The sequence below is a fragment of the Williamsia muralis NBRC 105860 genome, from assembly GCF_001598915.1.
Taxonomy (GTDB): Bacteria; Actinomycetota; Actinomycetes; order Mycobacteriales; family Mycobacteriaceae; genus Williamsia; species Williamsia muralis.
In genome coordinates this window covers 268,445-283,765 of record NZ_BDAP01000001.1, presented here as the reverse complement: position 1 = coordinate 283,765, position 15,321 = coordinate 268,445, and the positions used below count along the sequence as shown (strand labels likewise).

Below are 15,321 nucleotides of genomic sequence, written 5' to 3'. Positions count from 1 at the left end.
CAATCAGCAGTTAGGCTGACCTCCAGTGTCAGATACAACGCCGATTACACGCCGAGCCAGCTACGGCCCGTCCAGCCCCGATGTGGGTAGCCGGGGCGCTAACACGCGCACCAAGATCGTTGACGTTTCCCTGGAATTGTTCGGTCGTGTGGGGTTCTTCAACACCTCGGTCGACGCGATCGCCAAGGAAGCCGACATCTCTAGAGCGACGCTGTATCAATACTTTCCCGGCAAGGACGAGATCTTTCTGGAACTGCTCGATGTCTGTGGACGGGCACTCTTCCGGGTGGCGCGGCGTATTGGCCCGCTGGGTCCCACCAAAGTCGGTTTCGACAACCTCAACTGGTGGCTCGGCGAGTGGAGCTGGGTCTTCGATCGCTACTCGACGATGTTCGTGCAGTGGACGAGCGTTGCCATGGCGGATACCTCCGTCCGACCGCAGATCGACACCTTCATGTCCGGATACACCCGAACTGTTACCGCGCGCCTCGAGCAGTCCGAACTGAAGGGACTCGAGCCGCGGATAGCAGCGATGGCGATGATCGCGATCGTGCACCGCATCAATCTGTTCCTCGCCACCGATCGAACCTACGGCCGAGACACACAGGCCGTGGTCGACTCATTGTCCGTCTATCTTCAATTGCTTTTGTTTCCCGAGACTCCGTCATCCGTTCTGAACAGCATTCCGTTGGAGACACCGCCAGAAGACCCGGTAATCAAAGTACCTGCGCTTCCGTCGACCGCCGGCCTGTCGACGGAGGACCGGACGGCGAATCTGAGCAAGCGCGCAATCAAAACCGTCCGCACGTTGGTTGACGCCGGCGCCAAGCAGTTCCGGCTCAAGGGCTACCACCGCACGAGCGTCGACGACATCGTAGAGGAGGCCGGCCTCGCCCGCGGCACCTTCTACAAGTACTTCAGCGAGAAGCAGGATCTCCTCGTCGCCATCAGCATCGAGGGCACCGGGCACGCAATCGAACACGCCGAACGCCTGAGCAAGATCGATCTCACTGACCCCGACACCACAGAACTCCGTGCGTGGATCAGCAGCTTCACCGCCTTCACGACGTACTACTCGGGATCCATCGGCGCTTGGACCGAAAAGACCACGGACAACGACATCGTCACCCAGCTGGGCATTTGCGGACAGGCGGCCATGGATTCAGCGATGGTCGCCGACCTCGTCACGAGGAAACGGGATTACCCGTTCGATCCGGTCGTCGCGGCCATCATCTTCCGCTCACTGGTGGCCAGGATTCCGCAAGCTGCACAAGAACTCTCACCGCCCTTGTCGGAAGACGCGACCGCCGATCTCTTGATCGCCTGCATCAGACGTGGCTTCTTCACCCACCTGACCTGAGTAATTTCCATCTGACGACCGGCGGTTGGCGCTCTGCTGCCATAGCCTGTGTCCTGCAGGATATTTGAGTATTGGCCAGTTCGGAACTTGATTGCTTCTGACAATTATGTCATCTTTGATGGAGTTCGGTTCTATAAGCCACGTCGGCGCTCGATCGAAGTGCCGAGGCAGGAGAGGAAACTCCAGATGGATATCAGTCGCGCATCCGCGCTCGTCACCGGTGGCGCCGGCGGTCTCGGTGAGGCCACGGTTCGCACCCTGGCCGCCGCTGGCACCTCCGTCGTCATCGCCGACCTCAACGACGAGAAAGGCAAGGCCCTCGAAGTCGAGCTCGGCGATCACGTACGGTACGTCAGCACCGACGTGCTCGACGAGGGCAGTGTCAACGCGGCGCTCGCGGTCGCCAATGAGCTTGCGCCTCTTCGTATCGTCGTCAATGCCCACGGCGGTTCGGCCGGCGCGTCACGCGTCGTCGGTCGCGACGGTGAGCCGGCCTCGTTCGAGCAGTTCCAGTGGTACATCAACCTCTTCCTAAACGGGACCTTCAACGTGCTGCGTCTCGGCGCTGCCGCGATGTCCAAGAACGAGCCCGACGAAGTCGGCAACCGTGGCGTCATCGTCAACACCGCAAGCATCGCCGCGTTCGAGGGACAGATCGGCCAGACGGCCTACTCGGCCGCCAAGGGTGGTGTCGTGGGACTGACACTGCCTGCCGCCCGCGACCTGACGAAGCAGGGCATCCGTGTGATGGCCATTGCTCCGGGTACCTTCTTCACCCCGGCGTTCCAGATGGAGCGCGAAGAGGCCGAAAAACACTGGGGATCAACGGTTCCCTACCCAAACCGGATGGGGAGCCCGTCGGAGTACGCGGCTCTGGTCGAGCACATCGCCAAGAACGACTATCTCAACGGTGAAGTCATCCGCATCGACGGCGCGTTGCGGTTCCAGCCGAAGTAGCCACTTCTGGCGAGGACCACAAAAGCACACCGTTCAGTCACAAGCACATGTTGCACAACATGTGTTCGTGGCTGGACGATGTGCACTTGTGGTCCGAAGGTCGATCTAGATGACCCTCTGTTCGCGCAACTCGGCAATGTCGGTATCGGACCTGCCCAGTTCTCTCAGAATCGCCGCGGTGTGTTCGCCCAGTGCCGGAACCGGATCCATCCGGGATTCGACCCCCCGCAGGGTGGCGGGCGGTAACAGCGCCCGGATGTGCCCGCCAGGCGTCTTTACGTCACGCCAGCGATCTCGTTCGGAGAGCACCGGGTGATCCCACAGTTGCGCCATGGTGTTCATCCTGGCGTTGGCAACCCCAGCGTTTTCGAGTTGTTCTTCGAGTTCGTCCGCGCTGAAGGGTTCGATGGCCGCGGTGATGATGGCCTCCAGCTCCTCGCGATGAAGAACGCGGGCAGGGTTTTTCGCAAATCTCGGGTCGTCTACCAGATCCGGAAGGTCCAAGACCTCCGTGCACAGGCGCTCCCATTCGGGCTGATTCTGAATGGCCAAAAGCACCGTGCCGCCGTCTCCCGCGGTGAACGGACCATAGGGGGCGATGGTCGCGTGCCTGGCGCCGGTGCGACGCGCGGGTGTGCCGCCGTATTGCGAGTAGTACATCGGCGAACCCATCCATTCAGCCAAAGCCTCGAACAGCGAGACCGTGACTGCCGGAGCCTCTCCCGTCATCGCGCGCGTATAGAGCGCGGCAAGGATCCCCGAGTACGCGAAGCTCCCGGCCGCGATGTCTGCGACCGAGATACCCGCCTTCGCCACATCATCCTCAGTACCGCTGACTGCAAGCAACCCGGCTTCGGCCTGCACCAGCAGGTCGTAGGCTTTGCGCGATTGCCACGGCCCTTCGCCATAACCGGTGATGTCGCATACGACCAGGCGTGGATGTAATTCCTTGAGGGCGTCTGCGCCAAGACCCATCCGGCTTGTCGCGCCGGGCCCCAGGTTCTGGAGGAATACGTCCGCGCCGGCGACCAGTTCCCGCAGTACCTTCTGCCCCGCAGCGCTCTTGAGGTCGAGGGTGAGAGATTCTTTCGACCGGTTCAGCCAGACGAAGTAGCTCGATTCGCCGTGCACCGTCTCGTCATAGCCCCGCGCGAAGTCACCGGCACCGGGGCGTTCGATCTTGATGACCCGCGCACCGAGATCAGCCAGTTGCCGGGTGGCATACGGGGCCGCTACCGCCTGCTCAAGACTGATCACGGTGATGCCGTTGAGCGGCAACGGGTGTGTGCTTGTCATCGCGCCAAGGGATCGCGAGGCAGCCCGAGAAGGCGTTCGGCGATGGTGTTGCGCATGATCTCCGATGTACCACCGGCGATGGTCAGACAACGTGCGAAGAGGTAAGCGTAGGTCAACTCTGGAGTATCGCCGGTGACCGCCGCGGTGCCGGCCAGATCGATACCGAGCTCGGTAATACGCTGCGAATGCTCCGCTTTGACCAACTTGGTGACGTTGGCCTCCGGCCCGGGACCCGCACCGATCACCGCGCGGGCAGCCTGCCGCAGATTCAGCAGCCGGAGTGCGTGGGCTTCGGCAATCATCTCGCCGACGCGGTGCTCGCCGTCAGTCGATCCGGTTTCGTCGAGTAACTTCACCAACTCTGCCGTACCGAATGCGATGGAACCGCTTCCGCCACCGATGGATACGCGTTCGTTGCCCAGGGTGGCGCGGGCGACCTTCCAGCCTTCGCCCACTCCCCCGACCACATCGGAGTCGGGCACGAAGACTTCGTCGAAGAACACCTCGTTGAACAGCGCGTCACCGGTGATCTCACGCAATGGGCGGATCTGGACGCCCTCGGACGAAAGGTCGATTGCCATCATCGATACTCCCGCATGCTTGGATGCATCAGGATCGGTGCGGACGGTCGCGAGGCCCCACTGGCATTCGAGAGCCACACTGGTCCAGACCTTTTGGCCGGTCACCCGCCAGCCACCGTCGACCTTCTTCCCGACGGTCCGGACGGCGGCGGCATCCGATCCGGCGCCGGGCTCGCTGAACAGCTGGCACCATTGGTCCCGCCCGCGGAGCACAGGCTCGATCCAGCGGTTGCGCTGGTCATCCGAACCCACCTGCGCGATGGTCAGATTGACCCAGCCTGTGATTCCCAGGTCGGGAAGGTCGATGCCCTCGAATTCCTCCTCGATGACCAACTGCTCGATTGCCCCGGCCTCACGTCCCCAGGGCTTACGCCAGTGCGGGACAAAGTATCCGCTGTCGACGAGGTGATCGCGACGCTGAGCCTCGGGCAGGGACCGAACAGCCTCTGCCTCGGTGCGCGCAGCAGCGCGGAACGATTCGGCTTCTTCGGGCAGCTCGAACGACGCACCCTGGGCCTGTCCGGCCCGGTAGGCGGCGACGATGTCGGACAACGGATCGGTTCCGTCGGACAGGATGGCGGCGACCGTGGTTGCCCGGCGCAGATACAGGTGCGCATCGTGCTCCCAGGTGAAGCCGATGCCACCGTGGAGTTGGATGTTCATCCGTGCGTTCTTGAGTTGTGTCGGACCCGCGTAGGAGGCAGCGACAGCCGCAGCGAACCAGGTCCCGTCGATGTCGTTCGCGCGGGCGGCATCCCACGTGCTCGCAATGGTCGCCTCGGTGGCGATGAGCATATTGGCACAGTGATGCTTGACCGCCTGGAAAGAGCCGATGGTTCGCCCGAACTGTTCACGGACTTTTGCGTAATCGGTCGCCATCTCCAGACAAGCCAACGCCCCGCCGATGGCCTCCGCCGACGCGAGAATGCGCAGGATGCTTCGTCCCGAACGTGTTGCGCCGCGGAAAATTCGATTGGCCGGGACCGTCACACCCGAGCACGAGACCGTACCGAGCCCGCGGGTGGTGTCGAGGGCCTTCGCAGCAGTGATGTCGACGCCGGGAGCAGTCTTGTCGAGCACCACGAGATCGTCGCCGAGCGCGAGGACGAGTAGGTCTGCCTCCGGAGCCGACAACACGGCGCGCACCTGGCCGCTGATCGAGCCGTCGGTGTCGAGAGACAATCCGGTCGCGAGGCCGACCCCACCAACCGTTGATCCGTCCGCCAGCCCGGGGAGGACTTCCGCCTTGAGGTCGGTGTCGCCGGCGTGCGCGATGACGGCCGACGCGATGACCGTCGGCAGGAACGGCCCGGGTGCCAGATCGTGCCCCATCGTCTCGAGTACAACGGTCAACTCCGCGATGCCGTAGCCCGAGCCACCATATTCTTCCGGAAGGTGCAGGCCGAGCCAGCCGAGGTCCGCAGTGCTGGACCAGAACTTCCCCAGATCAGCTTTTCCGTCAAGGGAGTCGCGCGCGGCCTGGCGAACACCATGGCGCGCGAGATGCCCTGCTGCGGCATCTGCCAGGTCAATGTGTTCGGAGGATATGGCAAGCGCCATCTCGGCCACCTTTCGATTTGCGAACTCGTTCGCCTTTCGGCATACGCAACTGACCCTAGATGTCAGATCACGGATATTCAAGGCTCGCTGTAGAACGAGGCTACAAACCGTCCAGGAGGCTGGCGCAGTCCAGATAGTTGGTTCTGAACTGCATAAATGGTCGTCAGCAGTCCCAAGGGGAACTGATTCGGCCAACGCGTAGACAATGTGTCAGATGATCTACTATGGTTTCACCTAGAAGTGACCCACGTCATTCTGCCGGAACATTCGACTACATCCGTCGTCGAGGCGGTCCTGAGGTCCTGTACGTGGAGTCCACGTCACACGAGAGATTTGGAAGTCTGTATGAGCATCTCGCTGATCTTGGACATGGCGATGTCGGGCAACCCCGACCAGACGGCGATCACGGTCGATGACACGTCGCTGACTTACGCCGAGTTCGGCGAACTGGTTGCCGGCGCGGCGACCGTCATCGCGGAGACCGGCGCCAAGAACGTCGTCTTCCTCGGGAACTCCGGGCTGGAACTTCCAGTACTGCTGTTCGCCACCGCCCATGCAGGTGTTCCGTTCGTGCCAGTGAACTACCGGTTGGCAACTGCCCAACTCGAGCAGTTGATCGCACGCACCGACTCACCTCTAGTCATCGCGGACCCCAGATACGTTTCCGAACTGTCCTCCGTTCTCGACGTGATGACCACCGATCAGTTCGCCGCGGTGTCGCGTGCCGCCGCAGCGGATCCTCTACCCGCCGCCACCGTCGACCCGGACGATCCGGCGATCGTCCTGTTCACCAGTGGAACGACATCTGCGCCCAAAGGTGTGATCCTCCGGCACAGTCACCTGCTCAGCTACGTCATGAGCACGGTGGAATACGGGTCGGCGGCCGAATCAGACGGTGCGGTGATCAGCGTCCCTCCGTACCACATCGCCGGCATGGGGACGATCCTGACCAACATTTACGCAGGTCGGCGCATGATCTATCTCCCGCAGTTCGATGCGCGCGCATGGGTGGAACTTGTGCGTCGTGAAGGTGCAACATCCGCAATGGTCGTGCCGACGATGTTGGACCGCATCGTCGATGTTCTGGCCGGCGAGCCCGCCGACGTCCCCACACTCAGATCGCTGTCCTACGGCGGAGCAAGGATGCCGCGTCCGACGCTCGAAGCTGCGCTGCGCGCATTCCCCGGAGCCGGTTTCGTCAACGCATACGGACTGACCGAGACGAGTTCGACCATCGCGCTTCTGGGACCCGAGGATCACCGCGCCGCGCTGGAAAGTGACGACCCTGCTGTGCAGGCGCGTCTGGGATCCATCGGACGGCCGGTACCGGGCATCGAGATCCAGCTGCGGAACGCCGATGGCGTCCCGGTGGTCGCAGGCGAGCAAGGCGAGCTGTGGGTTCGCGGACCGCAGGTCTCCGGCGAGTACATGGGGGCCGGGTCGGTCCTCGACGCCGAGGGATGGTTCCCCACCAAGGACCTCGCATACACCGACTCCGAGGGTTTCCTGTTCATCGTCGGCCGCAACGACGACACCATAATTCGCGGCGGCGAGAACATCGCGCCTGCCGAGATCGAAGACGTACTAGTACAACATCCTTCGGTACGTTCGGTGGTGGTCGTCGGTGTGCCCGACGATCACTGGGGTGAGGCAATCGTCGCTGCAGTGGTTGTCGAGCCGGAGGCCAACCCCGATGCCGAGGAGTTGCGGACTTACGTTCGGGAACGCCTCCGAGGCTCGCGCACGCCGGACCGGATTGTTTTTCTCGACGATCTCCCGACAACCGCAACGGGAAAGATATTGCGCAAGAAAGTCGTAGCGGACATCGTCGAACCGTCGGCGGCATCATCCGCGTAACCGGGGGTGACCCCGGGGCGTTGAATCAACAACTAGTACAAGGGAGACACCGTGTTGAAAACCGGAACTCGTCTGCAAAGCCAGGTTTGTGGCACGCAGGTCATCATCATCAAAGCGGCAAACGGTGATTCGGAACTCGATTGCGGCGGCCAGCCGATGATCGATGTGGCGCAGACGCCGACTCCAGGCCTCACGCCGGCCGCCGGACTCGACGGCGGCACTCAGATCGGCAAACGCTACGTCGATGCTGCCGACACCGTCGAAATCCTTGTCACCAAGCCCGGTGCCGGAAGCCTTTCTCTCGGCGGCACACCTTTGGACATCAAGAGCGCCAAGCCACTTCCCTCCAGTGACTGATCACCGCATTCCCGCCAGAGGTCCTCTCGCCGGAATCCGGGTGCTCGAACTCGCCGGCGTCGGCCCGGGTCCCCACGCCGCGATGGTGCTGGGAGATCTAGGTGCCGACGTGGTGCGCGTTCAGCGACGAGGTGGGCTCCCTGCGCCCGGACAACCATCAGGTGCCGGGCTTCGAGGCCGAACAATCGTCGAAGCCGACCTCAAGAACTCCGGCGACCTGCTCGAGGTGAAACGCCTTGTGCAACAGGCTGACATCTTGATCGAGGGATTTCGCCCGGGCGTGGCAGAACGCGTCGGCCTCGGCCCCGACGACGCCGCCGAACTCAATCCACGTCTCATCTACGGTCGCATGACCGGATGGGGACAAACCGGGCCTCGGGCGATGGAGGCCGGCCACGACCTGAACTACATCGCATTGACCGGGCTGCTGCACGCCGTAGGGCGACCGGGTGAACGTCCGGCCCCGCCCCTGAATCTCTTCGGCGACTTCGGTGGCGGATCGATGTTCCTGCTGATCGGCCTCATTTCCGCGCTCGTCGAACGGCAGACCTCCGGGCGCGGTCAGGTCGTGGACGCGGCGATCGTGAACGGCACGCCGGCACTCGGACACCTGCTGTGGGCCATGCGCGGATCCGGTCGTTGGTCGGATGACCGGGGCGAGAACGTTTTCGACGGCTCTGCTCCTTTCTATGACACCTACGAATGCTCCGACGGCAAGTACGTCGCGGTCGGGGCCCTGGAACCGCAATTCTTCTCGATGCTGTTGAAGACTCTCGATATCGATCCGGCCGAGGTCGGCGCCCAGCGCGATCGGAAGAACTACCCACGAATGCGCGAACTCTTCACCGAACGCTTTGCTTCGCGATCTCGTGACGAGTGGGCAACCACGTTCGCCGGCGTCGATGCCTGCGTCACCCCGGTCCTGACTTTTGCCGAAGCCGAGACCGATCCGCACATGGTGTCCCGCGGTGTGTTCACGACAATCGACGGGATCACCCAACCTGCACCTGCACCATCGTTCTCACGCACGTCGCCCGCAGTGCCTGCATCACCGCCCCGCCACGCTGTCGACGCCGTGGACGTCTGGGCTTGATCGTCATCCGTTGTTCGACAACTACTTTGGAGGAATCAACCATGACCGAGACACCTGAACCTCCCGCGCTGATCGAGCGCCGCGGGCACGTCATGCTCATCACCCTGAATCGTCCACAGGCGCGCAACGCCGTCAATGCCGAGATGTGCATTCTAGTGGGAGATGCCCTGGCTGAGGCAGACAAGGACCCGGAAGTTCGCGCGGTAGTGCTCACCGGTGCCGGCGACAAAGCGTTCTGTGCCGGCGCCGACCTCAAGGCCCTCATGCGCGGAGAACCCGTGATCCCGCCAGGACGCGAGCAGTGGGGTCTGGCGGGCTATGTCGGACAGGCGATCAGCAAACCCACCATCGCGGCCGTCAACGGACCCGCCCTCGGCGGTGGCACCGAACTGGTGCTTGCCAGCGATCTGGTCGTCGCGGCCGATACCGCGGTGTTCGGGCTGCCAGAAGTGACGCGGGGTCTGATCGCCGGAGCCGGCGGTGCGTTCCGCCTCGCTGCCAAACTGCCACCGGTCGTGGCGATGGAATTGCTGCTGACCGGCGAACCGATCACCGCTGCGCAGGCTCTCGAGCTGCATTTGGTCAATCGCGTGGTACCGGCGGCCGATGTCGTCGACACCGCACTGGCGCTCGCCGAGAAGATCGCGTCGAACGCGCCACTCGCCGTGGCCGCCACCAAGAGGATCGCACTGGCGCAGAGCGAGACTGGCGAACGGCCCGATGAAAGCGCCGGCTGGGAGATGACCAACGCCGCACTTCCGGCGATTGCGTACTCCGAAGACGCCAAGGAGGGACCGCGGGCTTTCGCCGAGAAGCGAGCCCCGGTCTGGCAGGGTCGCTGACCGGCTCGCACCAACTCAAACGGACTGCCCCGGAGCCATACTCCGGGGCAGTCCGTTTTGGCGTCACTCAGTGCGAACGAACGCCGAAATTGATCTCATCGATACTCGCGAACGGTGTGAATCCCTCACGATCGACCCACGATGGCCGCGCGATGTGTCCAGGCTCGGGCCGTGCCCAGTCCACCCAGGGCCCCCAATCCTTGCGGCTGAGCTTCTCGTCGAGTGTCTGCGGCCACTGCGCAGATGCCTCGGCATATTTCTTGGCAAAGGCCTTCATCTCACCCATCACCCACACGTCTTCTTCCGAACGCCACTTGCCGTCCCCGGCGTACTCGATGATCTGCAGCGACGGAAAGTCGATGGGCGGAGCGCCGGGCTGCGGATTGTCGGCACGATTGGCCAGCTTATAGACCACTCGATGTCCGTCGATCACGTACCAGATCAGGGGGTTGTAGACGTGCGGTGCGCCGCCCATGGTCCCTTCGATGAAGCGGACGATCTCGTCGGGTCCGGTGAAGGTGCCGTAGAAGTGGTCGGTGTAGGTCGCGTCACCGGTGAAGAGGTTCGCCCACGCTTCCCAGTCCTCGGCGACCTGACCAACCATGAAGTAGTGCCGGAACGCGGCTTCCACTTCTGCCTTTTCGAAATCCGCCATCAAAATCCCTTCCTTCTCTTGCGACCCGAGGTTGCTGTCCTAGTGCGGCTCACCGCGACACGGCGAGCCCCATCCCGGTGATCCATTCCTCTACCGGCTGGTAAACGATCGCGTCGAGCGGTTTGCCACCGCCCGCGGCTCCCGCGGCGAGCCAGGTTCGTACCTCGTTGGCACCGACACCGGCCTGGGCGCGCGCGTCGTCGGTGAGTGAGGCGAGTTCGGCACCATCCCACTCGGCCAGCGCGTTCAGGAACGCTTTGTCCCACTGCGGCTTTATCTTCTTGCGTGCAGCCGCGGCGCCCTCGGCGATCACGCGGCGACGCTCCTCGTCGCTGATGTCGTAGGCATCGAGTTCAAGGCTGGGTGGGGAGTGCGACAACCCTCCGGTTCCGATGACGAGCACGCGAGCATCGAGGGTGTCGAGAAATCGTCCGACAGCTTCTCCGAATGAAAGGACCCGCGCAGCCGACGGCAACGGCCCCGTCGCGCAGTTGATCGGCACCGGGATGACCGGGTACGCGTTCAGATCTCCGGTGAGGTCTCGCAGCGGTTGCGCGAAGGCGTGGTCGAGGCCCACATCCCGGCAGATCGAGATGTCGAACTCGGAGTCCAGCAGATGGGCCGCAAGGTCTTTGGCGACGTCGACCGGGATGTCAAGAGTTCCTTCGGCGTGGCCCCCTTCAGGGAGTATCGACGCCGTCATGGCAACAGCAAAGGTCGGGACGACGTGCCGGAAAGCGCGACGATGGTCGCCGCCGAACAAGATGACGAAGTCGGGGTCGAACTCGGTCACCAGGGCGCGCGCGTCCGCCAGACCGGCCCGGAACTCGGATCCGAAGACATGGTCGGTGTCGCGTTCCATGCCGGGGCTGTGACTTGCGCACACCACCAGCCGGTTCTGTTCGGTCATGACACTCCTTGTCATTACACGTTCGGCCGCCTGACTGTCGCGGCAAGTGAACCAATAGTGACACTGACGTTAGATCAGTTGCCCACACTAGTCGAGAGTCATGTCTTACACACTTGACAGATCGAGGTATCCACACTCAAAGTGTACGTAACTGTCAGATACTGGAGGGCGACACTCGTGGCTTTTGTGATCCTGCAAGCTTGTTGCAACGACGCCTCGTGCGTCGACGTATGCCCGGTTAACTGCATCCACCCGACACCCGATGAGCCGGACTTCATGCGCACCGAGATGCTGCACATCGATCCGCAGACGTGCATCGATTGCGGCGCGTGCGTGGAGGCCTGCCCCGTCGAGGCGATCAAGGCAGAGGACGAGTTGGACGACCCGGAGCTCCCGTTCATCGAGCTCAACGCCGACTACTTCGAACAGCACCCCCTGCAGACCGGACAGCTCGACGTCCCGAAGCCCCTGTGGCGGAAGGCGGATTTCTCGCAGATGCGCGTGGCCATCGTAGGCTCGGGGCCGGCCGCGTTCTACGCAGCGTCCGAACTGATCGCGCTCAAAGGTGTCCAGGTCGACATGTTCGAGCGCCTGCTCACCCCGTACGGACTGGTGCGGTCCGGGGTCGCTCCCGATCACCCGGGCACGAAGGCGGTCACCGACATCTTCCGAACCCTGGAGCGCCGCAAGAACTTCAGGCTGCATCTCGGAGTCCAGATCGGTGTCGACCTGACGCACGAAGAGTTACTCGCCCACAACCACGCAGTCATCTATGCAGTCGGCGCGTCATCCGATCGGCGCCTTGGCATCAGTGGAGAAGATCTGCCCGGCAGTCACACGGCCACCGAATTCGTCGGCTGGTACAACGGCCACCCCGACTTCGCGGACCGGACCTACGACCTGAGCGGAGAACGGGCCGTCATCGTGGGCAACGGCAACGTTGCACTCGACGTCGCCCGCATCCTGCTTACCGATCCGGATGACCTCGACCGCACCGATATCGCCGACCACGCACTGGAAGTGTTGCGCACCAGTAACATCCGCGAAGTGGTCGTACTCGGCCGTCGCGGTGTCGCGCAAGCCGGTTACACGAATCCCGAAATGATGGCATTGCGCCACCTGCCCGGAGTCGACCTCTTGATCGATCCGGACGAGACGCAGATCGACGAAGTGACGCGCGGCATCCTCGATTCACCCGACACCGAATCGTCGGTCAAGGCCAAGGTCTCCCTGGCCCGTAAGGTCGCCGAAGAGGGCGGTTCCGGTGCGGCGAAACGCCTCGTGTTGAGGTACCTGGCTTCCCCCACCGAGATCTCGGGCACCGACCGGGTCGAGTCCGTCCGCGTCACGCGCAACAAACTAGAACTAACCGACACGGGCACAGTCGTCGCCGTAGCGACAGAGACAGACGAGACGATCGACGCGACCCTGATCCTCCGGGCGGTCGGCTATCGAGGTGCCCCAGTCCCCGGAGTGCCCTTCGACGACGCTCGTGGTGTTATCTCGAACATCGAGGGCCGGGTTGTCGCGCTGGGCGGCGATCGGCCCATCCAAGGCGTCTATGCCACCGGGTGGGTCAAGCGGGGTCCGTCCGGTGTCATCGGAACCAACAAGAAATGCGCGGCCGATACCGTCGACCTCCTCCTTCAGGACTATGTCGCCGGCGCACTCGCAGATCCGCCGAAGGACACGGATTCTTTCGCAGACCTGGTGTCGCAACGGGCTCCTGAAGTCGTCGATTTTGCCGGGTGGACACTGATCGACAAGGCCGAAAAGGCCGCGGGCAAACCGCGGAAGCGGCCGCGGGTGAAGTTCGTCGACGTCGACTCGATGAGGGCTGTGGTTCGCGGGGACTGACTACCCACCAGTCGCGTTCGAATTGTCGCTATCTGACACTGACGGATATCTGTGGTCCCGCTCTAGACTTCCGCCGACGCAGCGTGAACGATCGGTGCGATACGCCTTCCGCCGTTGCCACATGCCCAAATCGCCGCCGCAGTCCAAATTCTGGCATTCCTTTAGATCACGGTTCGATAACATTGTCGTCAAACAGTAGGAGTGACGCCGGTCATAGTCCACGATTCAGGGGTCCGTATCTGACACTGCGTCTCCGAATAAGTCCGATTCGGGTGACTGCCCGCAGAATCCGATACGACGCTCACGCAACAACCAACGTGCGGGCGCAGTTTTCGTCCCGACCTCAGGAGCACAACATGCAGAAATCAAGGACAGGCCGGCGGTTGATCGCAACGACCCTGTTGTCGGCCGCCCTCGCCGCCGGAATGGTCGCCTGTAGCAGTTCGGATGATGGTGGCGACAAGGCCGCTGAGCCTTCCGCCAACGAATCCGTACTCGGCACGCCGAACAAGGCCACGGGGACTCCCGTCACCATCGGATTCGTGAGCGAGGGGCAATCTCAGTCCATCGACGTCACCGACGAGATCCGTGGTGCCGAAGCTGCCGCCAACTACGCCAACGAGTACCTCGGTGGCATCGGCGGCCACCCCATCGAGGTCAAGTCGTGCCAGGCACTGGCGCAGCCCGCCGTCGCGACCGACTGTGCCAATCAGATGGTCCAGGCCAAGGCCGCCGCCGTGGTCGGACCGACCCCCGGTGAACTCGACAACCTTGTCGACGTCCTGTCACCGGCCGGTATCCCACTGGTGATCCACAGTGGGACAACGCAAAAAGGTCTCAGCTCCCCCGGCGTCTTCTCGCTGACGAACGGTACCGCCTACTTCGGCATCTCCGCGACTGCGGCGAAGGACGAGGGACTCAAGAACACCGTCGGTGTCGCCATCGGCGTACCGGGCGCCGAGGGACCCACCCGTCAGCTCGGTAGTTTGATCTGGGGCAACGCAGGTCTCGACTTCAATGTCGTCGGCATCCCGCCCGGCACCGCGGACATGACCCCGCAGATCAGCGCCGCAGGGGCCGACGCCGACAACTTCTTCGTCATCGGCAACGACAGCTTCTGCACCAGTGCGTTCAAGGCGATCAAGACCACCAAGCCGACCGCACCGATCTTCGCGATCGACCGGTGCGTCACCATCGGTGGCGGTTCCTCGATCCCCAACGGCTATGAGGGCATCAATGTCGCCACGGCTCTGAATCTGAGCCCGGATGCTCCCGATTCACAGCTCTACTCGGCGGTTCTCGCGAAGTACGGCGACGGCGCCAAGTTCGGCCAGCTGTCCTCGGCCGGATACGCCCCGATGCTCGGCATGATCAAGGCACTCAACGCCGCCAAGGTCACCGACCCGACGCAGCAGACCGTCATGGAAGCCATGAAGACGGCTCCGCCCACCGAGTACCCGCTCACCAACGGAATCATGTTCCAGTGCAACGGTAAGCAGATCCCCATCTCGCCCAACATCTGCAGCGCCGACGGCATTCTCGCCAAGGCAACCAAGAACGGTGAACTCACCGACTTCCAACAGGTGACCATCGATCCGAAGCTGTACGCAACACCGAGCGCCTGATCGAATAGCTCGAACTCAACTGGCCGTCAACCCGAAAGGGTTGGCGGCCAGTTTCGTTGTCGCTTAATGTCCCACCCCGCCATCGACCGTGCCGATATCACCGCCGAGCGTGCCCTACCAACCATCGAGCGTGCCCTCGTTGCCGCCGAGCGTGCCCATCGCGCCGACGACACCCCGACTTTGCACACTCACCGACGAGTAGATCGCACCAGGAGAAGCCTCGGCGGCGACATCGGCACACTCGATGGTTGGTAGGGCACGATCGGCAGTACTTTCGGCACGGTCGACGGTTGGATTGGCACGGTCGGCGGAGGACGTGCGAGCACAACAAGGCCGGCCACCCTCCGCTGCGCGGAGGATGGCCGGCCTTC

General features: G+C 63.0%; 12 protein-coding genes. 8 read left to right on the top strand and 4 right to left on the bottom strand.

Going from position 1 to position 15,321, the window contains the following annotated elements:
- The first annotated feature begins 25 nt into the window (after positions 1–25).
- A complete protein-coding gene (locus tag WIMU1_RS01330) occupies positions 26–1,360 on the top strand; it encodes a TetR/AcrR family transcriptional regulator (RefSeq protein ID WP_062794815.1) in 1,335 nt (444 codons plus the stop codon).
- 186 nt (positions 1,361–1,546) lie between these two features.
- On the top strand, positions 1,547–2,317 hold the full coding sequence (locus WIMU1_RS01325) for an SDR family NAD(P)-dependent oxidoreductase (RefSeq protein ID WP_062794814.1): 771 nt from the start codon (positions 1,547–1,549) through the stop codon (positions 2,315–2,317).
- 105 nt (positions 2,318–2,422) lie between these two features.
- Here WIMU1_RS01325 and WIMU1_RS01320 read toward each other — a convergent pair whose 3' ends face one another.
- Positions 2,423–3,613, bottom strand: a complete 1,191-nt coding sequence (locus tag WIMU1_RS01320) for a CaiB/BaiF CoA transferase family protein (protein ID WP_062794813.1) — start codon at positions 3,611–3,613, stop codon at positions 2,423–2,425.
- Positions 3,610–5,754 (bottom strand): acyl-CoA dehydrogenase family protein, encoded by a 2,145-nt coding sequence (locus WIMU1_RS01315; protein WP_084248037.1) that lies wholly within the window; start codon positions 5,752–5,754, stop codon positions 3,610–3,612. Before WIMU1_RS01315 ends, WIMU1_RS01320 begins: the two co-directional genes overlap by 4 nt.
- A gap of 345 nt (positions 5,755–6,099) precedes the next feature.
- Between WIMU1_RS01315 and WIMU1_RS01310 the strand changes: the two genes are divergently transcribed.
- Genes WIMU1_RS01310 through WIMU1_RS01295 form a run of 4 tightly spaced genes read left to right on the top strand, consistent with a single transcriptional unit; the run spans position 6,100 to position 9,903 of the window.
- Positions 6,100–7,611, top strand: a complete 1,512-nt coding sequence (locus tag WIMU1_RS01310; protein WP_062794811.1) for a class I adenylate-forming enzyme family protein — start codon at positions 6,100–6,102, stop codon at positions 7,609–7,611.
- Positions 7,612–7,662: 51 nt separating this feature from the next.
- On the top strand, positions 7,663–7,968 hold the full coding sequence (locus WIMU1_RS01305) for a hypothetical protein (RefSeq protein WP_062794810.1): 306 nt from the start codon (positions 7,663–7,665) through the stop codon (positions 7,966–7,968).
- Positions 7,961–9,061 carry a CaiB/BaiF CoA transferase family protein gene (locus WIMU1_RS01300; RefSeq protein WP_062794809.1) on the top strand — a complete coding sequence of 367 codons (1,101 nt, stop codon included), beginning with the start codon at positions 7,961–7,963 and terminating at the stop codon, positions 9,059–9,061. The genes WIMU1_RS01305 and WIMU1_RS01300 overlap by 8 nt, the downstream gene beginning before the upstream one ends.
- A gap of 41 nt (positions 9,062–9,102) precedes the next feature.
- Entirely contained in the window at positions 9,103–9,903 is an 801-nt protein-coding gene (locus tag WIMU1_RS01295) for a crotonase/enoyl-CoA hydratase family protein (RefSeq protein ID WP_062794808.1), read from the top strand.
- Positions 9,904–9,970: 67 nt separating this feature from the next.
- On the opposite strand, the gene WIMU1_RS01290 is transcribed toward WIMU1_RS01295, so the two are convergent.
- On the bottom strand, positions 9,971–10,558 hold the full coding sequence (locus WIMU1_RS01290) for a nuclear transport factor 2 family protein (protein ID WP_062794807.1): 588 nt from the start codon (positions 10,556–10,558) through the stop codon (positions 9,971–9,973).
- A 49-nt stretch (positions 10,559–10,607) separates the two neighbouring features.
- Positions 10,608–11,468 carry a 3-carboxyethylcatechol 2,3-dioxygenase gene (locus WIMU1_RS01285; protein ID WP_174548689.1) on the bottom strand — a complete coding sequence of 287 codons (861 nt, stop codon included), beginning with the start codon at positions 11,466–11,468 and terminating at the stop codon, positions 10,608–10,610.
- A 177-nt stretch (positions 11,469–11,645) separates the two neighbouring features.
- Here WIMU1_RS01285 and WIMU1_RS01280 point away from each other — a divergent pair, with 177 nt between their 5' ends.
- Entirely contained in the window at positions 11,646–13,325 is a 1,680-nt protein-coding gene (locus tag WIMU1_RS01280; protein ID WP_062794806.1) for an FAD-dependent oxidoreductase, read from the top strand.
- A 383-nt stretch (positions 13,326–13,708) separates the two neighbouring features.
- Positions 13,709–14,950: an ABC transporter substrate-binding protein gene (locus WIMU1_RS01275; protein WP_062794805.1), complete on the top strand. Its 1,242-nt coding sequence runs from the start codon at positions 13,709–13,711 to the stop codon at positions 14,948–14,950.
- Positions 14,951–15,321: the final 371 nt, after the last annotated feature.

Coding starts and splice junctions, on each gene's coding strand:
- WIMU1_RS01325 (WP_062794814.1), top strand. CDS start 1,547: ATGGATATCAGTCGCGCATCCGCGCTCGTCACCGGTGGCGCCGGCGGT.
- WIMU1_RS01320 (WP_062794813.1), bottom strand. CDS start 3,613: ATGACAAGCACACACCCGTTGCCGCTCAACGGCATCACCGTGATCAGT.
- WIMU1_RS01315 (WP_084248037.1), bottom strand. CDS start 5,754: ATGGCGCTTGCCATATCCTCCGAACACATTGACCTGGCAGATGCCGCA.
- WIMU1_RS01310 (WP_062794811.1), top strand. CDS start 6,100: ATGAGCATCTCGCTGATCTTGGACATGGCGATGTCGGGCAACCCCGAC.
- WIMU1_RS01295 (WP_062794808.1), top strand. CDS start 9,103: ATGACCGAGACACCTGAACCTCCCGCGCTGATCGAGCGCCGCGGGCAC.
- WIMU1_RS01290 (WP_062794807.1), bottom strand. CDS start 10,558: ATGGCGGATTTCGAAAAGGCAGAAGTGGAAGCCGCGTTCCGGCACTAC.
- WIMU1_RS01285 (WP_174548689.1), bottom strand. CDS start 11,468: ATGACCGAACAGAACCGGCTGGTGGTGTGCGCAAGTCACAGCCCCGGC.